Raw genomic sequence first — 25,271 nt, 5'->3', positions numbered from 1 at the left:
AGAGCAACGATGACAGCACTCGAGCCACCGGACTGGGTCGAACCGCGAGCGTATCAGCGGACAGCCATCCAGCGGTGGGTCGATGCTGACGGCCAGGGAATCCTCAACATGGCAACCGGGACCGGAAAAACGATTACCGCGCTTCTCTCGGCCACCCAGGTCGTTAATTCGCTGGATAAGGGACTCTTTCTGGTCATCGCGGTCCCATACCAGCACCTCGTCGATCAGTGGACAGAAGAGCTGGAGGCATTCGGCGTCAGTCCAGTACTGGCCTACCAGTCGCGTGCAGACTGGCAGCCCCGTCTCGAGCGCGAGCTCCTCGAGTTCAATCACGGCTCCCGGTCGCTGTGTGTCGTCGTTACCACGCACCGAACGCTCTCGATGGATCCGGCACAACGAACGCTTCAGCGAGCTACTGGACCGATGATGATCATCGGCGACGAAGTCCACCACCTTGGCGCCGAACAAATGCGCAAGGGACTCTCTCAAGCGTTCAACTTTCGACTAGGGCTGTCGGCAACACCAGAACGGTGGTACGATGAATCGGGGACACTCGCCCTCAGACAGTATTTCGGCGAGACGGTGTTCGAGTATGGACTTTCGCAGGCAATCGACGCCGCCGCGTTATGTGAATACTACTACGTTCCGCACATCGTCGAACTCACTGCAGAGGAGATTGAAGAATACCGACGACTGACGGCGAAGGTCGGCCGCCTATCGGCGTCCAGCTCCGACGACGTTGCGCTCGAAGACAATCCAGCGCTCCAACAAACATTGTTTAAACGTGCGCGATTGATCGGGACGGCGCGGCGAAAACTCGATATCCTCGTCGACCTACTCGAGCAGGAGTCGGGGGTGAGCCACACACTCGTCTACTGTAGCGATGGCTCAACCGGTGTCGAATCGGGTACCGGCGAACGACACGTCGACGCGACAACCGACCGACTTCGGACAATGCCTGGTCTCACCGTCGAGCGATTCACAGCACGAGAATCACAGCCCGAACGGGAGCGGCTACTCGAGCGATTTGATGCCGGTGAAATCGACGTCCTCACCTCGATTCGTTGTCTCGACGAAGGTGTCGACGTGCCAGCAACGAGAAGCGCGTACATTTTAGCGAGTACGAGTAATCCGCGTCAGTACGTCCAGCGCCGTGGCCGGATTCTCCGCACACATCCGGGCAAGGAGTTCGCTGTCATTCACGATTTTATCACCGTACCGAGTGTCAACGGCCGGCCAGCGTTTCTCTCGGGTAACGAATACGAGGCAGAGCGTCGATTGCTCGAGAGCGAACTCGAGCGCGTCTCGACGTTCGCGGACGCCGCTCGCAATCACCCCGATGCCGACATCGACGGGGTTCTGACAACCGACGGATCACTACAGCGGCTCAAACGCCAGTACGACCTCCTTGGGGCATAGAGTCAGTCGTCATTCACGGAGACTATTTCATCACCCGACAGCAAGGCGTTCGTTCGTTATAAGATATAAGTGATGTCAGACTCTGGTAGGAGTGATGACTGACAGCGGAGACGAAATATCTATCCCAGACGGAACGCGAAAGCGAATCCGTGAACGGGTACTGGCTGCCGAGAAGGAGAAACTCAACCTCGACAATCCAATGGGCATCAACGACGACATCGAGACGATTATCGAAGAAGAAATTAACTGATGAAACTTCGCCAACTCTCACTCCAGAACTTCAGACAATTCCGCGACGAAGTGATTGAATTCGCGCGCGGCGAGACGAACAATGTGACTGTGATCCACGGATCGAACGGATCCGGTAAGACCACTCTGCTGAACGCGTTCACCTGGCTCCTGTACGAGGACGTCGACTTCGATACGCGGCCCGACCGGTTAGCGAGCGAGGGTGCGATGGCCGGCGCAAATGCAGGCGACGAGGTGACCGTCTCGGTCACGTTAGAGTTCACCCATGATGGGGCAGAATACACGGCGACTCGGACGGCCGTCTACGAGAAGCAGTCGTCGACGGATTTCGATGGGACGCTAGAAGACGTGACCCTCGCTGTCGGATACGATGACGGCAGCGGACCGACGAAACTGAATAATCCGGGGAACGTCCTCAGTCAGATTATTCCGGAACGGCTAAGCGAGCTGTTCTTCTTCGACGGAGAGGACATCGACGAGTTGGCCGGCATCGATAATCAAGACCGAATTCAGGAGGCGATTCAGAACATTATGGGACTGACCATCCTTGAACGGGCGACGCGACACCTAGAGACGGTCGCCGGTCGGTTCGAGTCGCAGGTCCAAGAGAGTGCTAGTGAGGAACTCCGAGAGCTGATCGACGAGAAGCAATCAATTAAATCGGACATTGAACAGCTCGAACGGAAGAAAGAGGACAAAGATCGTGCGATCGATCGCATTCGAACAGAAATCTCCGACATCAAGCAGAAGCTCTCGCGGCTCGACGAGAGCGCTCAACTTCAGGAGAAACGGAGCGAGTACCGCGAGCAGAAGGAAAAACTCGAAGCAGATGTCGAGGAGATCAACAGTCAGATAAAGGATACCGTTACGGAACACGGATTCATCCCGCTCGCGATGCCGTTGATACGGGACACGGCCGACGAGATTGACCAACTCAGAGAAGATGGGGTCATCCCGTCGGAACTGAGCGACGACTTCCTCGACTCGCTGCTCGAGGCTGAACAGTGTATCTGTGGTCGCGATCTGGAGCCGGAGACGGCGCCATACAGTCAAGTGTCCTCGCTCCGCGGCGAGGTCGCATCGGACGGAGTCGAACAGGGTGCTATGCGTATCGTCGGTCATCTCCGACAGTTTTCTGACGGACACGCTGCCTTCTTCGACGAGGTCGATGCGCTAATCGAACGACGACAGGGAAAACACGAGGAAATCGACGAATTAGTCGAGTTAATCGACGAGATCAGCACGGAACTCCAGGACCTTGAGGGGACCACTCCCGATGGGGAGTCGATCAGTGATCTTGAGACCGAGCGCGAGCGAAAAGAAGAAGAGAAAGATCAGCTGATCGCTGACAAGGGCGGAATTGATGAAAAAATTTCGACCCGCGAGGAGGAAATCGAGCAGTTGGAAGACGATATCTCCGACCAGCGCGACGAGCGCGAAGAGACACGTCTCGCACAGCGACGCCAGCAAGCGGCCGAACAGGTCCAGACAGAGCTTACCAGCACATTCGAGACGCTCAAGGACCGAGTTCGGAGTTGGTCGAATCAGGAGGTGAATCAGACCTTCGGTGCGATAGCGAGTAAGGATCTCGAGGCGGAAATTACGGACGACTTCGAACTCAAAATTTGGCAGTCCGTCCGCAACGATCGCGTCGAAGTCGATAAGTCAACCGGCGAGCGGCAGATCGCCAGCCTCGCATTCGTCGGGAGCCTCGTCAAAATCGCTAGGCGGCGCTACGAGGATGATTCCAATACGGAGTATTTCACCGGCGGCATCTATCCGCTCGTTATGGACTCGCCGTTCGGTGCGCTCGACAAGGACCACCGACGCGAAGTAAGCCGAATCCTTCCAGAACTGGCGACCCAGGTTATGGTCTTCGCAACCGACTCTCAGTGGGAGGGACCTGTCGAAGAGGAGATGAGAGACATTGCCGGGAAACAGTACTGGCTTGACTTCGACGAGGGTGATGGAGAAGATCGTTCCCCGCAGACGCAAATCAAGGCCGAACAGACCGCAACGGCAGGTAATTGATCATGGGAAAACTACTCATCGAGTACGAACAGGGTGAACTGTACAACCAGCTTGTCGACGAATACGAAGTCTTCGACTACTACTACGAGGTACTGCTGTTCCTTGCCGTTGTCGGCTACCGGGAAGGCGAAGTGAGACGAGAGGACTTCAAGGGCGATTCGGATGCTGAGACGGATGGCGAGGCAGGCCTCCAGAACGTCCACTCGCGGGACCTCTTTCACACGGTCGCGGCCTGTCTCGCGTTTCAAGACACCGGTAAACCGGAGGCTCTCGTCGACAAAGAGGAGCATAAACGCGTTATCGCACAGTACGCTGCCGGTGGGCTCGAATTCGCCGAGGAGAAATTCGGTCAGAACGCGGGTGACCCGACCGACGCCATTGTGAACTACATCGAGTCTCGGAAAGAAGAAGAAGATGATGACGTTATCGAGGGAGAACTGGGCGCGATCGTCGAGAGCTTCGACGACGAAATGATGGGACGATAAGTAATGGGCAGGATGGAACGACCACACTCACATGACGGCTCATCGCCCTCGTCCTGACGGTGCCATATGAGTAATACGAACACAGACGTTCCCGTCCACGACTCGCTTCAGGTGCTCGAGGCAACCAGTCTGTATCGGACTGACGAATGGTGGAAAGCAGTCGTCACCTATCAGTTTGACACTAATTCGGACGCCAACGAGACTGCAGTATATCTCTGGCATCGGGACGACGATAGCTGGACGCGGAAGAACAAGTATGTCGTGAAAACCGCGGAAGCTTGGGCGACAGACCGCGAGATAATCGACCAGTATATTCGGAGCGACCCGCCGTCGGACGTAACGATGGCGTTTCCGGTGAGTGACTACTACACTGTTGGCGTCGGCGAAACCCTCTTCCAGAACGACAACTGGTGGAAAGCCATCGTCAATATCGTCGAGAAAGGATCGTACGAGACTAACGAGGGAATGGTCTACCTCTGGCAAAAACAAGACGGGGAGTGGCGGCGACGCCAAAAATATGCGATCAAGAGCGTTTCCGACTGGGAAGAGGAACGAGCGGTGATCGATGAGCAACTGTCTCTCGATGAGGGAGTCAACGTGACTGTGGAAGCTGACGATGTCGATGACGGCATCTCAGGAGAACTAGCCACGCTCGATGATGAACTCGATGCACATCTTAGCGAGGAGTTTACGTAGATCAGAGCTACCGCCGGAATGGAACACGGACGACGATCAGTGAGGTCACACCCTTCGGTATCGATCACGCAGACTCAAAGGTAGTAGACTCGATGCAGACGCTCGGAAGACGGTTTTTAAACTGTATTTTATCGCCCCAAAAGGGGTGAAGGGGCTGTTCTGTTGTCCCCTTCGGAGTCAGCAATGGCAACGAGAGATATCTACACGACTGCGTTCGACGAAGACGTCCAGACGACTGCAACCGACTGTCCGGACTGTGATGGCAATATTCGACAGACCGACCGCCAAATGATCTGCGAGGATTGTGGACTCATCCTCGAGAACAACCAATTAGACCGAGGGCCAGACTGGGGCCGAAATGACGACGGAGAAACCCAGAAGCGGACCGGTGCACCACTGACACCGACACGCCACGATCAAGGCCTCTCCACCGAGATTGGATACAAGACGGATGGAAACGGAAATACCCTCTCGAGCACAAAGCGACGACAACTGAATCGACTGCGTCGCGAACAGTCCCGTGCACAGTGGCAATCGAAAGCAGACCGGAACCTCGCCTATGGACTCAGTGAAGTGCGGCGGATTGTAGCTAGTCTAGGTCTGGCAGACAGTATCCGTGACCAAGCATGTGCGCTCTTCCGACGTGCCCAATCCGAACAACTCTGTCGGGGTCGCTCGCTTGAGGCGGTGGCCGCAGCCAGCGTCTACGCAACCTCTCGGTGTAACGGACTCGGACGATCACGGGCAGAAGTCGCAGCCAGTGCACGCTATGACCAGGAGAGACTCACCATCGCCTACAACGCGATGAACGTCGAACTCGAGTTACCGACACAGCCGATTTCAGCAGCAGATCGCATTCCGAGGCTTGCGACAGAACTTGAGGTACCAGCCCAGGTTCGTCGACGAGCGCTCGAGCTCGCACAGGAGGCACGCGAACGCGGATTGACGATCGGCTACCGGCCGAGTGGCGTCGCAGCGGGCTGTCTCTATCTCGCGGCCCAGCGAGTCGGTTTGTGTCTTTCCCAGCAGCGGATCGCCGATATCGCAGGAACATCGCCAAACACGCTCCGCAGTCGGCGAGACGACTTACTCGAGATCGATACCTAGGCCTGATAGACAACTTAGATAGGACGCTTGCAACCAGTAGTTGGTAGCGCGGTTTCTTTATTCAGAAATCCGGCTGAGAAAGAATTTGGTAATTTGGTAACTATGTGTTCATACATATCAATTGTGAATTGTTAAGAAAGGTCATTAAATACCAAAAAATAGTTCACCAACCGTAGGACTGTCAATAATGTGAATAGACGTGAGTATCTCGCGGCAGCATGTAGTACTGGAGTCGTCGCAACGGCGGGGTGTAGCACAATACGAAGTGAACAAATACTCTCCGACCGTTAATGGGGACTCAAGCGGGCGAAAGACGCTCGTCTTTACAAACACCAATGGGGAAGTCGGGAAATTTGGGGTAACTGGCCATGTTGACTCTGGGGTAATCGATGTACCAATCGAGATCTGGCACCGCGAGGGGACGGCTGTGAAGTCCATCAAACTCAGAGTGTGGATGCCCGAAGTAGCGACGGAATCATCCCCAAAGGTCGCTCTCGCCTCGCCAGTAGAAGGAGATAGTTCGCCACCACCCTCAGTGGCGCTCTACACGCCTGACCGTGCTCTCGGAACAGTCATAGAGATATTTGATTTGGATGACCTTGCAGATGAGACTATCAGTATCCTCAACCTTCTCGTCAAGCCGGTAGCAGAAACCGCCACCAAACTCACTATTCACACGACAATCGAACTCACAAGTAGTGATGTCCTCGAAAGTGACTACACGCTCAATGGAGAACTCCAGTTAGAGTACCCAAAACTCAATAACTGACCGTCAGACTTGGCCGACAGCTTCTATTGGAATCCTATTAGTCTGGCAGTTCCACTACTGAACCAACCGTTAGGTGGTTGCTCTATACGTAACGTGGTTTTCGTGCGACCTTCTGAATAAAGAAACTGTGCTACTATCCACTGTAATGGAGTCGCTCGAGCGCTCCCTCGAGTGTGTTTTTCTTCCCCGAAGGGGGTGAGGGGCGTTCCAGAATGGAGCGTCCGTCGTCAAGAACGATGATTCTAAGTGACTGTTCGCAGGTGTCCTTCGACGACTCGGACACCAGACGCAAGGAGATGCAACGTACGATGGAAGCCTGGGTCGACGACCTCGTCGACGAGGTTGACGACGCAGTCTCGAGTGAGCAGTTCCAGGAGTGGCTCGATGTCCAGTGTTCACACCCCATCGTGTCCAGTGTCTTCACGGCCATTTCAGCACTCGCACGACACCCCAGTTTGTCCAGTGTCTCAGGCTCATTCGCGAACTCGGGAAAGAGTCAGATCAACTCGTCAATGCGGCCGTAGACGAGGTGGTCGACTACTGACACTACTATCCTCAGCCAGTGATCGCACTCGAGGAATCCGATCGGTGCGGCCGACAGTCGTTCACGGATGTTGCGAGTTACAGTAAAGGGCCGCAACTCGGAGAGTGGTTAATTCCGACGTTCAACCGCCGTCTTATCGACGCAGCGGAAGATGCGGGGATCCGACTCGAGCGTGTATCTGGTAAACAGTCGTCCCAGATTTGGCACTCGTGCACTGTGGAACTGAACCAGGTGTCTGAGCGGTTAGTACAATGTGCTAACGAGAGTTGTCCTGTCGGCTCAGTTGATCGCAACCGAAAGGCGCTGCAGATCGGTTCGACGACGCTTGACTCGAGTCATGGTCTCAAAACAAGCAGGTGACCGCCGATGTCTGATCAGGGGCAGTTCTCGAGCGAGATGGACTCCGACGAGAAATCACATCTCGAACCAGTGAATGGGATCGCAGAGGCGATCTCCTTTCCCGAAGCGGGCGAAGAAGTAACGCTTCGAACCGACGAAACGGCCACTGTCGAGAGAGTTGACCGACGCCGTCACCACTCGGTTATCCTCAAAGTCCACCCGTTCAGGACAGTCCAAAAACGCACGATCGTCGAATACAGCCGGAGAGTCGGGCCGGAGACTGATCAGTGATGTCCGGGGAGGCCGGCTCCGGCCAAGACACCTCAAGCCATCTGAAACCGACAACGGGGACACCCCACGTTTCCGCTCTATAGATCCACCTTCGAGCGTGTAGTTTCGTGAATAGATCGAACAGACACACCCCATGTTTCCGCTCTATAGGCCATCGAGAAACCTTAGAGATCCGCATTTGACGATTCTAGTCATTGGACTGCTAATAAAGAACTTACCTATAAGGAACTTACAGGGGTCTCACATATCTCTGATATTGTGATACACAGCCTCTCGTAGCACTTTGGGTATAGTTCCCTAGTAGTAGAATTTGCCTTTATAGATAGATATAATACGGTGTGGAGAATTCCGCCATAGCAATCCGCAGTAGAACCTGTTTGAAGGTAAAACCGATCTCAAAGAGTGTTTGAGGGAGTATACTACCTCTATAGAGCGGAAACGTGGGGTGGGTGTGTCTCTAGAGTATCCGTCTGATCCGATCGACCAATTCGCACTCTCGTTAGAGTGGAAACACGGTCCAGCAAATCACCCCTCGTTTCCGCTCTATAACCCCTCTATATCCCCTCAAAGTATGGTTTTTAATTCTATAGAGCGGAAAGGTGGCCTCCCTTCCGAACCTTTATCTCACCCACACCCAATGAACAAGGTATGCCAAAGGACTTCTTCGGGGGGATCTCGTCGGTCTTTAAAGACAAGGATATGGTGCAGATCGACTATGTTGTCGATGAAGATCGCATCATTGGTCGGGATGAAGAACTTGAATCTCTCGCTCAGTCCTTGTATCCAGCAACGAACGGGTCAAAGCCATCTAATTGCCTCGTTTATGGGAAACCGGGAACTGGGAAATCCCTCTCTGTGAAGTTCATAACACAAAAACTCAAGGAAAAAGCTGGGGAGAACGGGTACTCAGTTGGAATCGCATACGTCGATTGTTCTCAGAGTTCGAGCGAAACCGACGCAGTCATTCGTATTGCAAAGCAGTTGAACGATCCCGACCTCTCCGACGTCCATATTCCAGATACTGGATTATCTACTGGTCAGTTCTACCAACGGGCATGGAAAGCAATGGATGCAATCCACGATATCTCGCTGATCATCCTCGACGAGATCGACAAACACCACGCCTATGATGATCTTCTAATGACACTCTCTCGAGCGGGTGAGGCCAACAAGCTAACTGATTCGTCGCTCGGTGTGATCGGCATCAGCAACAAACCACGGTTCACTGACAAACTCAACGAGAGAACGGTTTCAAGTCTTGGTGAACGCCGACACGTTTTCCCGCCGTATACAGCGAATGAACTGAAGAAAATCTTAGAAGCGCGCAAAGATGCGTTCTATGATGGTGTGTTAGAGGAGGGGATCACTGCGAGAGTTGCAGCTCTCTCCGCTCGAGAATACGGTGACGCAAGAAAAGCAATGGATATTTTCAGATATGCTGGCGAGATAGCTAACGAAAACCAATCTGAAACCGTCAAAGATGAGTTCATCGATGAGGCCTTCGAACGCGCCGAACGCGACGAAATTCTTGAGGTTATCTCTACTCTGCCCCATCACTCAACACTCGTGATTCAATCTGTTGCAGCACTAGCAGCGGATCGTGACACTGAGAAGAACCCGATCACCACGACAGAGGCCTACAATCTCTACCAGAGGAAATGTTCCATCGAAGAAGCAAGCCCACTCTCGGAACGCCGAGTCCGGGATCTCTTAGAAGAGGCAGAGTTCCTTGAAATCATAACTCGGAATACCAAAGCTGCGGGGAAGGCCAAGGGCAGCCGAACCATAATAACACTCGTAGATGATCCTGAGAAAACCCTTGAAGCCTGCAAGTTAGTCGAACCGAATGACTGATTCTCTACCATCAAGCTTCCCCTCACTCTCAGTTTCACACTATAGAGCGGAAACGTGGGGTGTCCCTGTTCGTCTCTCTGTTACTATCTGGCTCTCGCTATAGAGCGGAAACGTGGGGTGTGGCTACCTCAAATCTCGTCCGAAGGAAGAACGTGGATTCTTCAAATCCTCCGAATTCTCTGCTGTGTAGCTATCTCTATGCGCTTTGGAGGCTCATACATTTATAGTCAAATCGTGTGACTGTATTGATAGACGGTCGCAAATCGTCGCTGAACGATGCGAAACTGCATACACCCCTTCGATAGCAGAGGCGGACAGAGTCACAACTACCGACCGGTCTCCGAGGCTCGATCAGCATGACGACCGCCGACGCGATCACGCTGTTCGACCACGAGGACGGTCGCCGATTTATGAAGCTCGGTCGCTACGACGCCACATCCTCAGAAGAGATCGAGATCGTCGAACTCGAGAATCCGTTCGAAGAGCCACGCGAGTGGACCGTCAAGGTGAGCGGCCACTCAGCATTCCCGCACTGAGACGGCTCAACTGGCGAAGCTTTCGAGCGGGCGAGCTGGCAATTCCACGGGGCGCTGGGCAAGACACTCGCCGCACACGCTCATGCGCGACGATGTGTTCGAGGACGTCGACGACGGAAGAGGGACCGCGTTCGGAACGCAGACCCACGAATTCGCTGAGCGGTACGTACTGGAGGGGGACGTCGAACCCTCGAACGACGACGAGCGTCACATCAAGTCGTTCCTGGACTCCCTCGATGGAGAACTCCGAGTCGAGGAAGACGCCTATCTCCCGCTCACTGTCGATGGCGAACAGGTCACCATCTCAGGAATCGTCGACCTCGTTCACATTCGTTCCGATACCGTCGAGATCATCGACTTCAAGACTGACCTCGGACGACACGCTGAGGATGAGTATCGGAAGCAACTCAGCGTGTACTATCATGTGTTGGCTGAATGGTTCCCGGCCGAGACGTGACTGCAGGGATCTTCTATACCGCCGAAGGGGATCGCGTTAACATCGACCCACTCACGAAAGCGGACTTAGCCGCACTGATTGGTCAAGAACAGCGTTCGGAAGCCAGCGTTGTCGAGTAGTCTTACCGCAAATCCAGATATCCCCTACACAACGTCTTCGAACATGGTTGGACTTTGTTCGGGAACAAATTGTTCGACGGCGACGGATTCTTCAGAGTAGAGAAGAACATCTGCGCACTCAGCACTGATAGAGGTGAACTGTGGCTGTTTGATGCTTGGTCTGGAGCCATGCAAGCGTTTATACGATAGAAGAGTCAAGATTAGGTTGACCAATGAGTCTTGATGAGGCGGTTGACGAAGCGCTCGCGACGTACAATATGTCGCGCAGCCAAGAGGCCGAAGAAACGGGCCGAACAGTCGCCACACTCCAAGACTAACGACACTCCTTAGTCGAGGTTCCGAATCTTTTCAGCGAACTCTGCTTTCGATAGCCCTGGCGTTTCCTTCAGGTCTGGATACCCTGCGCGTTCGACGGCCTCCTCGACGAACTCGATCCATAGCTCTTCGTGCTGCTCCGCATAGACGATCTTCGCCTCACTCGGGTACATATCCAGCTCGTATGCGGTCAAGTCGATTTCGACTGCGTGTTTCCGCTCAAGTGTTCTCGCGCCGAAGCGGTACAAGTGCTTGAAGAGGACGTTCTTCCGTCGAACGGTCAACAGCCGTTTCGATTCGTTGATGTACTCATTAACCCACTCTCGCCAGTCGTACGTCTCTGGATCGACTTCTATAGACGTTTCCGGCATGGAGAAGTTCGGATTCAGACGCCGGAGGTAGAACTGGATCAGTGCGACAGCCGTCCGGTGGTTGGCGTTCGGAAGTGCGTGTTTCAGAATCAGGTTCGAGGCAAGCCGACCTGCAACGGCTGTTGCTGATCCCTCCCACGACGTCCGATCGAGCACGTCCGACAGCGCGTCGACATCGATCTTCTTGTACGCCTCGACAGGAACACCTTCTTCCTCCTCGTTCTGAGCGATGAGGGCGCGGTAGATCTCAAGCAGCCGAACGACGATGGTGCTGTTATCCTCGCTCATCTTCGCGAGTGATTCATTCAGGTTGAAATCAATCTCACGAACTGGCCCACCGCCGACGCGGGACGTATAGACGACGTAGAATTCTTCGTCGATATCGTATGCCTGGACCTTCACTGCGACGTCGTCATCGTAACCGACGATCTGCGAGACGATTTCAACAGGGTCCGGATGTACGAAGTCAAGAGAGAATTGCTTGTCACCGGGATGGTGGTAGTAGACGTGGCCCATCTGGTAGGCTATACTCTTTCGTCAGTACTTATTAACCCAGTTTGTTGAACAGGAGAATTATATGTAAAGCGTTGTGCTGGCAGTTGTGTTCTGCGTGATTCCGGAGACACATTCCCCTGGCACTGTCTAGTTGAGCCAGTTTGAGAAACGAGCGGGTCGTTGAGTTAATCGACCAAGATGCTCGCAGACCTGCTCAGCGAGAGCTACGAGGCGGATTTAAAAGAATCTTGGGAGAACGAGCGGACGGCGACGCCCGTCAGGGCGTTCGCCGTCCGCCTCCACCAGACCGGTTGTTCGCTTCGGGAGACAACAACGATTCTCGCGGAATTAGGCGTTGAACGCTCTCACGGAGCGGTCTGGAACTGGGTTCCTCGGCTGGCTGACAGCGGACGCGACCCGCCGACGTTCACGAGAGCAAAGCTCTCGTGCGGCCTCTTGGAGCGCAAAGCGCTCCAATGGTCGGCGAATCGAAGATTCGCCTCGACAGCAGAACGCAAAGCGTTCTGAGGACGGCATCGCCGTCGCGGGTCGCTATCGACGAAACCGTTGTCAAGATCAACGGCGAGTGGTCTTGGCTATATGCTGCAATAGACATCGAGACAAAGTTGATTCTTGACATTGCATTGTTTCATCGACATGGCACTGATCCAGCGGCTGCGTTTCTGCAGAAACTACGCGAGAAACACGATCTCTCCGAGGCTGAGTTTCTCGTCGATCAATTTGGCTATCGGACTGCCCTCTCTCGAGTCGGACTGAGCGGTCAGGTCAACTATATCAACAGAAACCTCATCGAAAAGTGGTTTCACACTCTCAAAATGCGCATCGACCGCTTCCAGAATTCGTGGGTGGGCAGTCGGGCAAGCGTCCGCGAGTGGCTTGAACAGTTCGTGCATTACTACAACCACCAAAGACCGCATCACGCTCTCGACGGAAACGTGCCAGTCGAGGAGTGCAGAACTAAACAGTTCCCATAATTAGAGAGTGCTAGTTTGATACTGGTTCGCTAGAGATACCTCTGCAACATGGTTGAGTCCGCAGAGACTATTGAGATCTAAAACGTTGTCACATCCACAGGTATCGATCAAGAACTAAATCTCGACCAGTTAGCACACGATCTTGATGAGGCCGACTATAACCCTGAGAACTTCCCGGGGGTTGTATATCGGACACAGGATCCGAAAGCTGCTGCCCTTATTTTTCGGTCAGGGAAGATTGTCTGTACTGGAGCAAACAGCGAAGAGGCATCACGCGGCTCATTGAGTATCGTCTTCGATACTTTGCGAGATCTCGGAATTGATGTTGCTGAATCTCCTCTAATCGAGGTGCAGAATATTGTTGCAAGTGTTGACTTCGGTCACAGTCTCAACCTGAATGCGATCGCCATCGGTCTTGGACTCAAGAATATCGAGTATGAGCCAGAGCAGTTCCCTGGACTGGTATACCGTCTTGATCCCTGGACTGGTATACCGTCTTGATGAACCATCAGTCGTCGCCTTGCTTTTTGGAAGTGGGAAAGCCGTTATCACTGGTGCGAAAACCACTGATGATGTGACCGAGGCAACTAACGCCACTGAGGCCAGACTCACGGATTTAGGCTTGTTTGAGTGATATCCGTCTGAGACTGAGTTAGAGAATAGGATCTCCCTGTTTTACCATCGTATTATTCTCTGTCAAGCAATTCGGCGATAATGTTACCATCACTGTCAACCTGTACCTCATAGCCATAGTAAGTGAAACAAACACTCCCCTCACGGTGGGAATCTTCCGAGACTATCGATTGAAAGAGTGAATTCAACGCGTCAGGGTCAATCACAGAATGCAGAGGCGGCGATAGTTGGGTAGGATTCGTTCCTTCTCGGTCAGCAATCACTTCAACGATCTCCGCACCCAGATTCGGTGTAGACTGCTCTTGGTGATGCGTGACTTGAGACATTAACAAGAGATATTTCGCTACAGGTACTCTCAAGCCTACCGCAGCAATACGCGGTCATTCAAATGGGGAGTGAAAAGAGATACACGTTGTGGAAGCCGAGAAGTCATACCTGCTTGTTATGAGCCAAAGTGTTGTTTGAACATCTTCATTTTGACTTTTCTAAGATGCGAGGACAGGGTTGATGGCGTAATATCGAGTACCTTGGCTACCTCTTCAGAGCTGGCCCCCTCTTGATCAAAATACCCCATATCTGTTGCAGTTTGAGCGACTTCATGCTGACGGTCAGTAAGTTGTAGATGAACACCTGTTTCTCCAGTATCAATTTGGTTATCGGCACTGTACAATTTGTGAATCTGGCACTCTACATCTTCCTGTTGGCAGTACGTCTGAAAGTGTGCGATCCGGCTCCTGTCAGGTGCATGTAATCGGAGATGCCAGCCACCATCAGAATTGGTTACAGCGAGAACACGCAAACCATGTTCAGTTATTTTCGGTGTGATAATCTTCACTTCGGAAGTAAGACGTACTCGGTAGATACGGTGAGCATTAAATTCGGAGACACATTCCCATTCAGCAACTGTAGAGTCTGAGTCCAGTTCTGATTCGAATTTTTGATACGAGGATGTCTTTACTGAGTAGAATAACCCTGGTAAATCAGAGGATGTTGCTGGTTGAGACTCAATTTCCATATGCAGATCTGGTACGGCCTTAAGTGTTCGAGTTAACGTAAGATCTGGATGTTTAACCGTGATCTCAGCAATGTGGCTTGCCGCCATACGTGTGGTGTGGCAGCGAGGGGCAAGAAAAGTATTTTGAAGTCCTATTGCTCCTGTTTTCACAGAGAACAAAATCCTGAGGGGTTGAAGGGCAACCCATTGCTTACCCGTTTGGCGAACTATCAAATCCATAGATGCCTCCAGTAGATTTCCAGCAGCCAGAGCCGGTCATCCAATGTAAGGAGTGCAGGTCTGCCCTCCAATCTGCTAGTCAACAGGCCATCTCATTTCTACTACTGGATCAACTTACAATCCCCATTATCAGCTGTGACGACCATCTTAAGCAGTTTACCTCGATCTGTGAGTTAACCACCGAAGACACAGCTGATCTACTGAATCACCGACCAGCTGGCGGTATCTCTTGCCCCAGCTGTCACCTCGCACCGTATAATTTAGCCCATCACATGGTTCCGGTCCAAGAGGGAGCAATTGTAGCTATGGCATGTCCGGAGCACCAGTCAGAGATTGTTCAGCGGTTCCATACAGGTCTCCAAACACAACAACAAATCACATCCGGCATCAGTACTTCCACAGGCTCACCGCTATGAGACTTGGTGTGGCCCCTGAGACCTGAAGGTTAGTATAACGCTGCTCTCAAACTCATGATCTCATCACGTTATACAAGGATTGGCATGGAAGACTAACACATGCCCTACTGCAGTGACTGTGACGCGTTCATCACGCGTGACTTTATCCGAGTATTTGGTATCGATGGCGAGGTCCACGGCTGCCCGAACTGTATGACCTACCGCGAACTACAGGTGGGTAGCGGTGTGTCGTCAAAACAGACATAACCCTATCAAACTGAGACGGGGGTGGAAAAGAAGCAGCGTCGTACTGCACGAGGCCTCTCAGGGCTGCCGGATCCACGCTACATGTTCTTCTCTGGGTCGCGGCCAAGCACACTAGCCACGGATTTAACGCGATCCTCGGCGCGTTGATCACTTCCCTGGTCATCGACTTCAACGGATGTGATAATTCGATCGGCCTCAACTGCGTTGTGTGCCGCTTGGATTGCTTCGAATACCTCATTGACGTCGTTGGCTTCGATGACCGTGTCTGTCGCGGTCATTTTGTATGAGATATCGAACTCGTCCAGTGCGTCGATAGCCTGTGCGATGTCTTCGGACAGACTTCCGTCATGGACTGGGATGACCTCGAATCTGGCGATGACAGTCATGAGCTTTCACCTCTAAATGTGCATGGTGGGGTCGACTACCCCACGGAGCACGGTTGTAGTACGAGAACAGTGTCAATAGAGATTCGGAGCCATCAAAACTTCTGTCTGTATATCTCATTTAAGGCCTTTTAGATACATTGTTAAAACACCGCATAGCTGTAGGGATACCCCGTCTACCAGCCGTGTCAGAGACAGATTTTCCTGCCTACCGTCCTCCCAGAACCTCTAAGCTCGAAAATTGAAGAGGATAGTCAGGAAATAATCATCAGATCTAGCTGTTTGATGTATTTCAGGTATTCTGTGCGGGCTTCATCCCGGTCGACACGGGTGGAGATGTCCATCGTCTCCTGCTCAGCATCCCCTCGAATATATTGCAGGAAGTGATCCTTCATACCCTGGTTTCGCATCAGTGTGGTGAACACGGTTCGGAAGGTATGCGGTGTGAACTTCTTCTGGAACCGGGTTTCACCTTCCTCCATTATCAACAGACCCACTTGTCCATCGAATCACGGGGGTACTTCCGGCCGATACCCCCTTCATGACTAAAGGGGAATCCCGAAGTAGCGTTCCTTGTCCGGATCTGTCGCATTTAGTCTCGATCAAGTTCGACAAGTTTTCGATCGGCTTCATAGCCGTAGGGAGTACGAGGGAACCGGTATCGGTCTCGGGTTGTGTGGACGTATTTTAGAGCGACCGACTTCCTCTTGGCGGATTTTGCAGGGACAATATACCGATGAACAGTGCTCCGATCAACGATCACGAAACCAGCCGTTTGATCTCTTGATACATGCTTCCCCTGCGAGATGTACAGGAACGAGAATTTAAGGAGGCCCACAAATCAAAAGAAGCTACTAGAATTCACCACGGTGTATAGGACCATTCCACCATCAACTACCTGAATTTGTCAGGCCAATAGCCATCTATACCGCTACATACCTTATACATGACCTGTCCTACGGCTAATCGCGTCCCATGCGATCGAGGCCAACAGGAGCAGGTCGTTCGAGAACCATAGCCGCTCCAATGCTCACCATGCAAAATCAATCCCGGCTTCTCTGTCAACACCTGTCGCGGGCCATGCACGGTTGATCTCTCCGCTGCATGGTCCGCCGGAGCGGCGTCGTGAAAATGGAGGTGATGTCTTCCCCCAGCCGGCTACTCTCCTATCCGTGTGAGCCCTACGGCGGCCATTCTCGGGACCGACAACCGAAGCAGATACCGCAGATGGGGAATACGCATGGCACTGAAGTATGATCTAGTTGAGGACGGGGAAAGACGGTGGCCACAGCAGAGATGATCGGCATTGAGTTTGACCTCCTCCACGCCCTGAAGGACGTGGAATCCGACCATCGGATTTCCGCCGAGTGCGGCGTTCGAGGTTCCAACCCGCACTCAAGGGGAACCGGCGACACACCGGGGGAACTCTCGTTTCCTTCCCTGTATAGGGCTGTGGCCCGGTCAAATAGGCCCCATCGAATACCATGTCATCGCCGTGTGAGGAACAGACCGCGCTCCTCACCATCCCTTGTCTGTTCGGGAACGGCCTCTCATGGTATTCGTAGCACCCTATGTTACGTGCTATCACACTAAAACGATTACGATGGAAATCCGTCCCGATCACCGGCTGCGGGTGACACGCTGCGCCTACCGCTCGACCTGCGCCTGAAGACGCAGGTATGCGCTCGAAATTCGTATCACAGGAGAAGATGGAGCTCCCATACCGAACATGGAAGGCTCTCGATCATCCGACTCGAGAAGACAACAGCTAAACATTGACATCCTCCTCCGCGTGAACGCGGAGGAATCCCGAGCGGTGGGAGTTTCAGGTCTGCAACCACAGACGCCGCCACTTCACGGGAGTCCGCGTCTCACCCAGCCATCGTGGTCGGTGGCTGACTGGCGTTCACGAGAGCGAAGCTCTCGTGCAGCCCATCAGAACGCCTTGCGTTCTGAGGCCGGTGCCAAACCGCCGTTACTCCTATCCTCGGTGTCGTTGCCCCCCATCTGTTGTTTTGCCAGCAGGGAGTCACTGACACGTCGCCAGACTTGGAGTTATCGTCGGGCTTGCTCAGGCCGACGGGCACAAGGCGAACCCTTCGAGGATTCGCGTTCACCGCGTCGGCATTTCGGATACTGCCTCGTTATCGTGGGCGGGCTGGCCGCCTCCGACGGTCGTTCGGAATCCGCTCCGTTCCGACCTGACCTTACCGCAGTATAGCGGTTCTTAGCACTTCAAAGTATGGATTGGAAACTCGAACTGGCGCGTCGAGCGTAGTTGGTGACATGGGTTGTCGGATTCATCCTGCGGCTAAAGCCGCAGGTATTCTCCCCGATTCTGTATAAGACAGTCGCAGAAACCGCTGCGAGCGAGGGAGTTCAGCAAAAATTCCAGGGGTACCAGAAATCAGTGAACACCTTGCAAGCTCTCAGCATCCCCGGTAGGGGCGGTAACTCACCCAGAGAGTAGCTAGAACTGTTGCGAGAACGACGAAGAAGACGGCTCCCAGAACGAGAAGTCCGATAGTTCGCAAGGAGATGGTTGCTTGGGGACTCTCCGTGTTGGACGTTCCCCGGTCGATCTGGTCTCGCCGAAGCCGCTTCGTGGATTGTCTGGCCATTGTCGGCATCCTCCTCTGGCGCGCAGGCGATCACACGTGGGACCCGAACGCCTACCGACGAATTCAACAAGCAGCGTGTTAATTGTTACCAACCATCAGGGAGAAGGACCATCTACTGAGGGAACTCCTCGTCTCTTGTACGCTCCACACAAGTTCAGGGGAGGGAGCCGGCGGTCGTCGGAAATACCAGCCCCAATTGGTCGGGAAGATCCTGTGTCGCACAGGAGATGGGCAGTTCCTAGATAGTGCCGTCTGGGATGCAGATATCGAACGGGCTCCGACCACTCGAACCTGTCGGCATCACGGTTCCAGTGGTGATTCCAGGACGGACACGGATATGGCCAGCAGGTGTTCCAAGCGGTGGAAATCGGCCTGGATCGCCAGAGAAACCGTGGCATCAGTAGAAGTGGCCGGACCGGGGAGGACAATGGCCTTCTGAGTGGCTAACCAGAGGTCGTCCCAGGCCACCAGTTGAGAGGCAATGCAGAACGGACTTTCAACAAGAGCATCGACCTGTGACGCTAGCCGGCTGTTCGCTGCCGCGAGAGATTCTTTCAGGGAGGGAAGGCCGGCAAGGGTGACGCTGGCAGCGTTACCGGAGGTCGGCGATATTCTCGCGTGAATACGTCGGCCGGTAGCCAGCTAGCCGACCGATGGGTGCGAGAACTTTGAACAGTAGTTTCTGGACGATGATCGGGAGGTCAGTCGAGTAGAAGTGGTCAGGATAGGCATTCTGGAATACCGCAAGCGGCAGCAGGTCTGGGTTTCCGTGTTCATCCGCTTTGCCGGCCTGTGCGAGCACAAACGCGGTTTCGAGCGCCTCGTCCATATGGATGGCGGGCCGTGCCTCGTAGCGGATGCGCGCCGGCCTGTCGCTTGGATTCCAGTGACGGTGAGGATGCTTGCCGGAAATCGTAATCTTGTCACCGTCGGTCAGCAGATACACCTGGTCCCCAGCGACAACTTGGAGTTCACCCGAAAGTACTTGGAAGGACTCCTTGACCTGTGGATTCACGTGCTCATCCGGGATATCCGCTGCCCACCGAGCATGAGGGAGAGCGGTCTCGGCGTGTGGAACATCCAGGGATGGCTGTGCCGTATACTCAATGCGGACGAACTCGCCATCCGTCTCATCGGCTCCTTTCACAATGTCGAGAGGGTTGGCCTCCGCCAGGATTGATGTGGTCTCTGTCATAGTGGCCTTCGATGCGGCCCGTGCATTACCTAGCCTTGGTGGACAGGTCACTTATAGTCCTGGTACAGAGTGCCACACCTGTTTCCAGCCGATGGCCAGCGGCCACCCATCAGTCCATTATGGGGCGGATCGATGTGGGAGAGAGTGAGTGCTCCACTCATGAACTTGCCGTCAACGGCGATATCGAATTGACCAGTGCCGATCCACATGAGGAAGCAACGGTCGTCACAGACCACACTACAGAGGGTGCATTGACCTCCTCCACGCCCTGAAGGACGTGGAATCCGACCATCGGATTTCCGCCGAGTGCGGCGTTCGAGGTTCCAACCCGCACTCAAGGGGTACCGGCGACACACCGGGGGAACTCTCGTTTCCTCCCCTGTATAGGGCTGTGGCCCGGTCAAATAGGCCCCATCGAATACCATGTCATCGCCGTGTGAGGAACAGACCGCGCTCCTCACCATCCCTTGTCTGTTCGGGAACGGCCTCTCACGGTATTCGTAGCACCCTGTGTTACGTGCTATCACACTAAAACGATTACGATGGAAATCCGTCCCGATCACCGGCTGCGGGTGACACGCTGCGCCTACCGCTCGACCTGCGCCTGAAGACGCAGGTATGCGCTCGAAATTCGTATCATCAGACAAGAGGCCGTGAAAATGGAGAACAGAACCCGACGTACGGTGGGAAGAATGAGTGGTGGCCGTGTGAGGCTGTGGCAATGACCAACGAACCGAATTCAGACCGTGTCTTGCGCCGAACACTGTTGAAAGCGGGGGCGGTCATAGGGGGCGCACTCGGAATGCTCCCGTCTGCAACCGCTAGTGGCAGCGAGAATGAGACGCAGACTGACGAAACGACCACAAGCGAGCCTGCCCAATCCCAGAAGGGATACGTGATTGCTGTCGACGGGATAACCGACAGGGACCGATATATGAACGAGTATTTCCCTGTTGCTGCAGAGACAACTGCCGCACATGACGGCGAGGCGCTCGTGATCTCGTTTGATCCGACCGTGCTTGCCGGCGAATGGGGCCATGACCTGACGATCGTCTTGGAATTCCCATCCGTTCAAGCAGCGAGGGAGTGGTATGCCGATGATGCCTTGCAAGAAGTCCGGCCGATTCGCCGCGAGACTACCGCCTACTCCAATAAAATCGTCACCTCTCAGTACTCCCCTGAAGGTCGCGCGTAAGGAATTCCACCATCTTCTTTTCTCCCGGGAAATTGGAAGCACCCGCTCCACGTGAAGCAGGAGAGAAATTCCCAGTGAGACGTGAAAGTTCACTTCACCCTCTTCTGTGTCTTCTCCGAGAAAATCACCTATTTAGTACCATGCTTTCCCTACACTCGAGGTTGGAAGCAGTATAAATTCATAGATAAGAAGAATTACAATTCGCCGTGTAAACATGCGACCTGACCGTTTTGTCCGTCGAAATTCACGCACTCTTAGTCGGTGTGTGTTTACTTGACCATGGATTACTGTTTTCTGGCGCGAGCGGTGTAAGCTGCGCCAGCAGCGTATGTTTCGACGATCTTGACCTGTTCGAAGATGGCCGTGAGTGAGTCGATGGTATCCCCGTTAGGGTTCCAGTTGGCGAACCAGTAGAAAAACCGCCAGAGAAGCGGATTCAGGATTCGAGCCGGTCCTGACGGGATTGTCCGAAGGTCGAAGATGATGAACGTTCCACCGGACGCAAGCGACCGATAGACGTTCCTGATTGCTCTATGGATGTCGGGCATAACGCTCATCGACAGCGTTGCGATAGCGGCGTCGAAGTCCTCCCCGAGATCGGCCATCGTCGCATCCGCCTGAATTACATCGATGTTGTTCCAGCCGTGCTCGGTGACACGCTGTCGTGCATTCTCGACCATCTCTGGACTGTAATCGATGGCGACAAGTTCACCATCTTCGCCGATTTCGTGTCGGATGCACTCGAAATTGACGCCAGGACCACAACCAATATCAAGAACGCGGTCACCCGGCTGGAGGTCAAGATGGTCAATGGCCGTCTCGCGCATTGGTTCGAAATCGCTCTCACTCAACCCATAATGGTTGCTCCAGCGATCCCACACTGTGCGACTCCGGGCAAGGTGTAAATCATACTTTTCGCCACGGTCACTGGCGGCAGCGTCGTTCGCTTCTGACACACCCGTTCGGCAGTCTGTGCCCATATTTGGCGGTTAACGGGACAGCAGAAAACTGTTAGTCACTGAGCACTTCAATGAATCGTCGGTCGATGCGCTCCCTGTACTGAGCAGCCACCGTCTCTGCGAACTTACTGAGAAACCGTCTCCTATTCGAGCGTACGCTTGCAGTCTGTTGGGAGGACAAGAAGAGGAGATTCGGGCCAGTTGCCCGTGACGATGTGGACGCGGTGGCAATCGTCGCGGTCACCTGCTGCGGCCGTCAATTCGGCGTTCCTCCATTCGCTGGCAGGTGTTTTTGCCCGGACCTCCCACCGCTGTGCGGCAAGATTGTCGTTCCATTCGTTGAGCTCAATCTGTGGCCGTTCCTTGGACGAGCCAGAAGAGAGCTGATACGTCGAGGCGAGGACGATCGTTCCCTCCCGGATAACTTCAACCTCTACTTCGACCGATTCGTCACTACTGTTTGTGAGTATTACCCGTCCGAGCCGCTGTGTTCGCAGTCCCAGTTCCGCCTGGATGGTGCTACATCCTGCAAGGGATGAGAGAGTAGCGACACCACCGAGTCGGAGGAAGGTCCGTCGACGAAGGGGGTCAGGCATAGTCTCAGTGCGGTCCTGTGTTCGATTGGCCTGGGTCAGGCGGGAGCGGTGTCGTGTGGCGTGATTGCCCCATGGAGGTATCGGCGGCCGACGAGTGTCGCGATAACGACGACCAGCATGAGGCCGAGTGCTAAGGGGAGTGGTTGGCTGCCGACCAGCCAGTTGCCGGCCGGTGTCTGGTAGAGGATTGTGGCCGGGGCGGCACCACCGAGGGCGACGGCTGCCAGCCCGGTCAGCCCCTGGATGATATACTGGTCTGGGTCGACATAGCGGTAGACACCACCGAGTATCGGTATACTTCCGAGCATAAGTCCAAGCAATTCACCGGTCAGGGGATCGACGTACAAAATCCAGTACAGGGCGATAAAGGCACCGGTGACAATAGTGAGATCGAATTTTTGATCGGCAGTGAGTGCAGATACTATATGCGTCAGTACCTTTCCAGGTTATTTAGTTGCTCTCCTGACTGAAAGAGCAGTTGTAGTCTACCGGGACCAGAGGAGGACTGATGTAACTCATTTGATAGTATACACGGTAACTGCTCAGTCGGTTTATCTACCTGAAATCAGCTGACTTCCACGGTAACCACAGATGCGGATTGAGTACTCACTTGCTCCAAGATACGCTGGAAATACTAATTCAAGAATGCTAGATGAGACGGCAGTAGAATCCAGCCAAGTTAGTGGAACGAGAGACTACCACACTTACACTCCCCGCCATTTCCGACCGCACGGAGTTTGCCATCTGGCCAAAGCCGAACTCTGCATGTGGCTCCGCATTCGTCACAGATACCCTCTGTTTGTGGCATTCCTTTGAGAGTACTCATTTCTCCTAAACAGAAGGCCGTACATCGCATAAGCCTTGGTGTTGGATAACTCACAACATGGTTCAGGATTAATTGCCTTATGATTGGCCGATAGGTTCAGTCGTACTCTAAGCGAGAAGCATACCAACTGCGATAACTGTGTCCTCTCTACTTACCGCTGACTGAATATACCCAAGACGGACTTCACGGACACAGAAACTACGGGAAATACGTCTGCTAATAGATTAACTTCTCAGTAGGTCTCATTCGGCGAGCCTGCCGCCAATCCACCCACCTATGCACCGAGAGCGGTCGCAATTCCGAGGGAGACCAGTCCTCCAACGATGACCGCTACGGCATTATTGACCACCTCCACGCCCTTCAGGGCGTGGAATCCGCCCATCTGATTTCCGCCGGGTGTGGCGTTCGAGGTTCCAGCCCGCACTCAAGGGGAACCGGCAGCATACCGGGAGAACTCTCGTTTCCTCCCCTGTATAGGGCTGTGGCCCGGTCAAACAGGCCCCGTCGAATACCATGTCATCGCCGTGTGAACCACCGCTGGTTCGCCATCCTTTGTGGTTCAGGAACGGCATCTCACGGTATTCGTCGCACTCTATGCTACGACGCACCACACTAAACCAGTTTTGATGGAAATCCGTTCCGGCCATCTACGACAGTTGGTCGGATAGGCCTACCGCTCGACCCGCGCCTGAAGACGCGGGTATGCGCTATCGTTCTGTATCAAGTTGACGAGTATGCTCGCGTGAGCAGGAACGATCTGCCAGACGGCTCGTGCTCGTTCCGTCACGGTGTTCCCGATGGTGGCCCGGAGTATCGAGAGTTATTCTACTGCTGGTTCTGATTTGAGCGCGGGATGTGGTATGTTGTCGTGACGGGCCAGTGTTTTTGCTCCATAGAGTATGGTGACGACCACGACAAACCCCCACAACGTACCGAGATAGAACAGGATATCTGTTCGGAGAGTTCCCTCGAAGGTCTGGAGGGTGAAGTTTGTCCACGAGTGGAGCAGGATGCTGGCAAGAATGCTTCCTCCTGTCCCATTGTGTATCCAGGTGAACGCTACCGAAAGCGCCACGACGCCGATCATGAACAGCCAGAATCGTGTCGTCAGGAAGCCGACGGCGTCATGCTGATTTGTTCCTTCAATCAGGAAGAGCGGGAGGTGCCAGACGGCCCAGATCACTCCCAGAATCAATCCGGCGGCTAGCGCTGTCCGGGTTCGTTGCAGTTGATCGAGTGCATAGCCACGCCATCCGAGTTCTTCGAGAACTGGCGGTAGGGTCGAAAAGAGCAGGGTCGGGAGGAAAGCAGCGGGATTGGACGTGAGCTGGGATACCCAATCGGCCACAAAGTAGCCTGTTCCACCGAGTGCGATGTCGATTCCGGCGGCGATGGCGAACAGTACCGGTGCGTAGAGAAAAATGGCAAGATACCACTGGAGGCCGATTCGGCGGAGATTGGTAACACGATCCCAGAAATCCTTCTGCGCACTCTCCGTGTACTGGAGTTTCATGAACACAACTCCTGAAAGACCAGGGCCAAGGAGACCTAGCAACAGTAATGCGAGTCCAAGAGCGTTATCGAACGCAAGGTCGAAGATGATGGCTGGCACCCAGAACCCCACGTGATAGCGAACGTGACAGCAAAGAACACCCAGGGACTCGACAGTTCGATCTCAGTATTGCCAATCGTTCGACCAGAGTGTTCGTCCATTATCTCCCTTAGTTGAGAGACGTCTACTTAGTACGAGTGAGATTCACGGTAGCAGCGTGTTTGATCAGGGAGTGAACACCTCCATTTGGCCCCTAGGTGGGACTCATTGTAGTGAACGACAACTGACTGGGTAACCTACTGTGGATCCGTAGTTCGTTTGAGAATTTTGAGACCAATGTAGA

The 25,271-nt window shown here is 53.8% G+C and carries 21 protein-coding genes and 5 pseudogenes; 15 read left to right on the top strand and 11 right to left on the bottom strand.

Going from position 1 to position 25,271, the window contains the following annotated elements; all coding sequences use genetic code 11:
• The first annotated feature begins 9 nt into the window (after nucleotides 1-9).
• From K6I40_RS01800 to K6I40_RS01750, 12 genes and pseudogenes are all read left to right on the top strand, one after another.
• Nucleotides 10-1,419: a DEAD/DEAH box helicase family protein gene (locus K6I40_RS01800; protein ID WP_222913475.1), complete on the top strand. Its 1,410-nt coding sequence runs from the start codon at nucleotides 10-12 to the stop codon at nucleotides 1,417-1,419.
• Nucleotides 1,420-1,513: 94 nt separating this feature from the next.
• Nucleotides 1,514-1,669 carry a hypothetical protein gene (locus K6I40_RS01795; RefSeq protein ID WP_222913473.1) on the top strand — a complete coding sequence of 52 codons (156 nt, stop codon included), beginning with the start codon at nucleotides 1,514-1,516 and terminating at the stop codon, nucleotides 1,667-1,669.
• Nucleotides 1,669-3,699 carry an AAA family ATPase gene (locus K6I40_RS01790; protein ID WP_222913471.1) on the top strand — a complete coding sequence of 677 codons (2,031 nt, stop codon included), beginning with the start codon at nucleotides 1,669-1,671 and terminating at the stop codon, nucleotides 3,697-3,699. The genes K6I40_RS01795 and K6I40_RS01790 overlap by 1 nt, the downstream gene beginning before the upstream one ends.
• Before the next feature lie 2 nt (nucleotides 3,700-3,701).
• Complete coding sequence (locus K6I40_RS01785; RefSeq protein WP_222913469.1) at nucleotides 3,702-4,184, top strand: hypothetical protein; 483 nt, start codon at nucleotides 3,702-3,704, stop codon at nucleotides 4,182-4,184.
• A gap of 66 nt (nucleotides 4,185-4,250) precedes the next feature.
• The gene (locus K6I40_RS01780; RefSeq protein ID WP_222913467.1) at nucleotides 4,251-4,880 is read left to right on the top strand and encodes a hypothetical protein; all 630 of its coding nucleotides are present in this window, start codon (nucleotides 4,251-4,253) and stop codon (nucleotides 4,878-4,880) included.
• Nucleotides 4,881-5,063: 183 nt separating this feature from the next.
• Nucleotides 5,064-5,987 (top strand): transcription initiation factor IIB family protein, encoded by a 924-nt coding sequence (locus K6I40_RS01775; RefSeq protein ID WP_222913464.1) that lies wholly within the window; start codon nucleotides 5,064-5,066, stop codon nucleotides 5,985-5,987.
• 427 nt (nucleotides 5,988-6,414) lie between these two features.
• On the top strand, nucleotides 6,415-6,756 hold the full coding sequence (locus tag K6I40_RS01770; protein WP_255681427.1) for a hypothetical protein: 342 nt from the start codon (nucleotides 6,415-6,417) through the stop codon (nucleotides 6,754-6,756).
• Between the two features lie 236 nt (nucleotides 6,757-6,992).
• A pseudogene (locus K6I40_RS27655) lies at nucleotides 6,993-7,148 on the top strand (DUF955 domain-containing protein); the annotation flags it as partial.
• Between the two features lie 518 nt (nucleotides 7,149-7,666).
• A complete protein-coding gene (locus tag K6I40_RS01765) occupies nucleotides 7,667-7,930 on the top strand; it encodes a hypothetical protein (protein ID WP_222913462.1) in 264 nt (87 codons plus the stop codon).
• Between the two features lie 648 nt (nucleotides 7,931-8,578).
• A complete protein-coding gene (locus K6I40_RS01760; protein WP_222913460.1) occupies nucleotides 8,579-9,784 on the top strand; it encodes an orc1/cdc6 family replication initiation protein in 1,206 nt (401 codons plus the stop codon).
• 356 nt (nucleotides 9,785-10,140) lie between these two features.
• Nucleotides 10,141-10,320: a hypothetical protein gene (locus tag K6I40_RS01755; RefSeq protein ID WP_222913670.1), complete on the top strand. Its 180-nt coding sequence runs from the start codon at nucleotides 10,141-10,143 to the stop codon at nucleotides 10,318-10,320.
• A 64-nt stretch (nucleotides 10,321-10,384) separates the two neighbouring features.
• A pseudogene (locus K6I40_RS01750) lies at nucleotides 10,385-10,896 on the top strand (PD-(D/E)XK nuclease family protein); the annotation flags it as partial.
• 326 nt (nucleotides 10,897-11,222) lie between these two features.
• On the opposite strand, the gene K6I40_RS01745 reads toward K6I40_RS01750, so the two are convergent.
• Complete coding sequence (locus K6I40_RS01745; RefSeq protein WP_222913458.1) at nucleotides 11,223-12,098, bottom strand: hypothetical protein; 876 nt, start codon at nucleotides 12,096-12,098, stop codon at nucleotides 11,223-11,225.
• A gap of 177 nt (nucleotides 12,099-12,275) precedes the next feature.
• On the opposite strand from K6I40_RS01745, the pseudogene K6I40_RS01740 reads away from it, so the two are divergent.
• Both K6I40_RS01740 and K6I40_RS27650 read left to right on the top strand, forming a co-directional pair.
• A pseudogene (locus tag K6I40_RS01740) lies at nucleotides 12,276-13,072 on the top strand (IS6 family transposase).
• Nucleotides 13,073-13,174: 102 nt separating this feature from the next.
• Nucleotides 13,175-13,706 (top strand): annotated as a pseudogene (locus K6I40_RS27650) (TATA-box-binding protein).
• Nucleotides 13,707-13,758: 52 nt separating this feature from the next.
• Here the strand turns inward: K6I40_RS27650 and K6I40_RS01725 are convergent.
• The 5 genes and pseudogenes from K6I40_RS01725 to K6I40_RS01705 all read right to left on the bottom strand — a co-directional run bounded on the left by K6I40_RS01725 (nucleotide 13,759) and on the right by K6I40_RS01705 (nucleotide 19,800).
• Entirely contained in the window at nucleotides 13,759-14,031 is a 273-nt protein-coding gene (locus K6I40_RS01725) for a HalOD1 output domain-containing protein (protein ID WP_222913453.1), read from the bottom strand.
• A 116-nt stretch (nucleotides 14,032-14,147) separates the two neighbouring features.
• Nucleotides 14,148-14,939 (bottom strand): helix-turn-helix domain-containing protein, encoded by a 792-nt coding sequence (locus K6I40_RS01720; protein ID WP_222913451.1) that lies wholly within the window; start codon nucleotides 14,937-14,939, stop codon nucleotides 14,148-14,150.
• 739 nt (nucleotides 14,940-15,678) lie between these two features.
• Nucleotides 15,679-15,987 (bottom strand): thiamine-binding protein, encoded by a 309-nt coding sequence (locus K6I40_RS01715; protein ID WP_222913448.1) that lies wholly within the window; start codon nucleotides 15,985-15,987, stop codon nucleotides 15,679-15,681.
• Nucleotides 15,988-16,238: 251 nt separating this feature from the next.
• A pseudogene (locus tag K6I40_RS01710) lies at nucleotides 16,239-16,469 on the bottom strand (integrase); the annotation flags it as partial.
• Nucleotides 16,470-19,197: 2,728 nt separating this feature from the next.
• Nucleotides 19,198-19,800 carry a cupin domain-containing protein gene (locus tag K6I40_RS01705; RefSeq protein WP_222913447.1) on the bottom strand — a complete coding sequence of 201 codons (603 nt, stop codon included), beginning with the start codon at nucleotides 19,798-19,800 and terminating at the stop codon, nucleotides 19,198-19,200.
• A 721-nt stretch (nucleotides 19,801-20,521) separates the two neighbouring features.
• Between K6I40_RS01705 and K6I40_RS01700 the strand changes: the two genes are divergently transcribed.
• Nucleotides 20,522-20,995: a DUF1330 domain-containing protein gene (locus tag K6I40_RS01700; protein ID WP_222913444.1), complete on the top strand. Its 474-nt coding sequence runs from the start codon at nucleotides 20,522-20,524 to the stop codon at nucleotides 20,993-20,995.
• 284 nt (nucleotides 20,996-21,279) lie between these two features.
• On the opposite strand, the gene K6I40_RS01695 is transcribed toward K6I40_RS01700, so the two are convergent.
• The 5 genes from K6I40_RS01695 to K6I40_RS01675 all read right to left on the bottom strand — a co-directional run bounded on the left by K6I40_RS01695 (nucleotide 21,280) and on the right by K6I40_RS01675 (nucleotide 24,988).
• Nucleotides 21,280-21,975 (bottom strand): class I SAM-dependent methyltransferase, encoded by a 696-nt coding sequence (locus K6I40_RS01695; RefSeq protein WP_222913442.1) that lies wholly within the window; start codon nucleotides 21,973-21,975, stop codon nucleotides 21,280-21,282.
• Between the two features lie 122 nt (nucleotides 21,976-22,097).
• A complete protein-coding gene (locus K6I40_RS01690) occupies nucleotides 22,098-22,550 on the bottom strand; it encodes a hypothetical protein (protein ID WP_222913439.1) in 453 nt (150 codons plus the stop codon).
• Between the two features lie 35 nt (nucleotides 22,551-22,585).
• Complete coding sequence (locus K6I40_RS01685) at nucleotides 22,586-22,858, bottom strand: hypothetical protein (RefSeq protein ID WP_255681426.1); 273 nt, start codon at nucleotides 22,856-22,858, stop codon at nucleotides 22,586-22,588.
• A gap of 792 nt (nucleotides 22,859-23,650) precedes the next feature.
• A complete protein-coding gene (locus K6I40_RS01680; RefSeq protein WP_222913436.1) occupies nucleotides 23,651-23,800 on the bottom strand; it encodes a hypothetical protein in 150 nt (49 codons plus the stop codon).
• A 396-nt stretch (nucleotides 23,801-24,196) separates the two neighbouring features.
• Nucleotides 24,197-24,988 (bottom strand): CPBP family intramembrane glutamic endopeptidase, encoded by a 792-nt coding sequence (locus tag K6I40_RS01675; protein ID WP_255681425.1) that lies wholly within the window; start codon nucleotides 24,986-24,988, stop codon nucleotides 24,197-24,199.
• Between the last annotated feature and the right edge of the window lie 283 nt (nucleotides 24,989-25,271).

The sequence above is a fragment of the Natrinema sp. SYSU A 869 genome, from assembly GCF_019879105.1.
GTDB lineage: Archaea > Halobacteriota > Halobacteria > Halobacteriales > Natrialbaceae > Natrinema.
The sequence above is the reverse complement of the archived record's forward strand: the minus strand, read 5'-3'. Positions and strand labels throughout refer to the sequence as shown.

What these genes read in the sequence shown, in the direction of transcription:
- K6I40_RS01800 (WP_222913475.1), top strand. Translation starts at nt 10, where the DNA reads ATGACAGCACTCGAGCCACCGGACTGGGTCGAACCGCGAGCGTATCAG.
- K6I40_RS01795 (WP_222913473.1), top strand. Translation starts at nt 1,514, where the DNA reads ATGACTGACAGCGGAGACGAAATATCTATCCCAGACGGAACGCGAAAG.
- K6I40_RS01790 (WP_222913471.1), top strand. Translation starts at nt 1,669, where the DNA reads ATGAAACTTCGCCAACTCTCACTCCAGAACTTCAGACAATTCCGCGAC.
- K6I40_RS01785 (WP_222913469.1), top strand. Translation starts at nt 3,702, where the DNA reads ATGGGAAAACTACTCATCGAGTACGAACAGGGTGAACTGTACAACCAG.
- K6I40_RS01780 (WP_222913467.1), top strand. Translation starts at nt 4,251, where the DNA reads ATGAGTAATACGAACACAGACGTTCCCGTCCACGACTCGCTTCAGGTG.
- K6I40_RS01775 (WP_222913464.1), top strand. Translation starts at nt 5,064, where the DNA reads ATGGCAACGAGAGATATCTACACGACTGCGTTCGACGAAGACGTCCAG.
- K6I40_RS01765 (WP_222913462.1), top strand. Translation starts at nt 7,667, where the DNA reads ATGTCTGATCAGGGGCAGTTCTCGAGCGAGATGGACTCCGACGAGAAA.
- K6I40_RS01760 (WP_222913460.1), top strand. Translation starts at nt 8,579, where the DNA reads ATGCCAAAGGACTTCTTCGGGGGGATCTCGTCGGTCTTTAAAGACAAG.
- K6I40_RS01755 (WP_222913670.1), top strand. Translation starts at nt 10,141, where the DNA reads ATGACGACCGCCGACGCGATCACGCTGTTCGACCACGAGGACGGTCGC.
- K6I40_RS01745 (WP_222913458.1), bottom strand. Translation starts at nt 12,098, where the DNA reads ATGGGCCACGTCTACTACCACCATCCCGGTGACAAGCAATTCTCTCTT.
- K6I40_RS01725 (WP_222913453.1), bottom strand. Translation starts at nt 14,031, where the DNA reads ATGTCTCAAGTCACGCATCACCAAGAGCAGTCTACACCGAATCTGGGT.
- K6I40_RS01720 (WP_222913451.1), bottom strand. Translation starts at nt 14,939, where the DNA reads ATGGATTTGATAGTTCGCCAAACGGGTAAGCAATGGGTTGCCCTTCAA.
- K6I40_RS01715 (WP_222913448.1), bottom strand. Translation starts at nt 15,987, where the DNA reads ATGACTGTCATCGCCAGATTCGAGGTCATCCCAGTCCATGACGGAAGT.
- K6I40_RS01705 (WP_222913447.1), bottom strand. Translation starts at nt 19,800, where the DNA reads ATGACAGAGACCACATCAATCCTGGCGGAGGCCAACCCTCTCGACATT.
- K6I40_RS01700 (WP_222913444.1), top strand. Translation starts at nt 20,522, where the DNA reads ATGACCAACGAACCGAATTCAGACCGTGTCTTGCGCCGAACACTGTTG.
- K6I40_RS01695 (WP_222913442.1), bottom strand. Translation starts at nt 21,975, where the DNA reads ATGGGCACAGACTGCCGAACGGGTGTGTCAGAAGCGAACGACGCTGCC.
- K6I40_RS01690 (WP_222913439.1), bottom strand. Translation starts at nt 22,550, where the DNA reads ATGCCTGACCCCCTTCGTCGACGGACCTTCCTCCGACTCGGTGGTGTC.
- K6I40_RS01685 (WP_255681426.1), bottom strand. Translation starts at nt 22,858, where the DNA reads ATGCTCGGAAGTATACCGATACTCGGTGGTGTCTACCGCTATGTCGAC.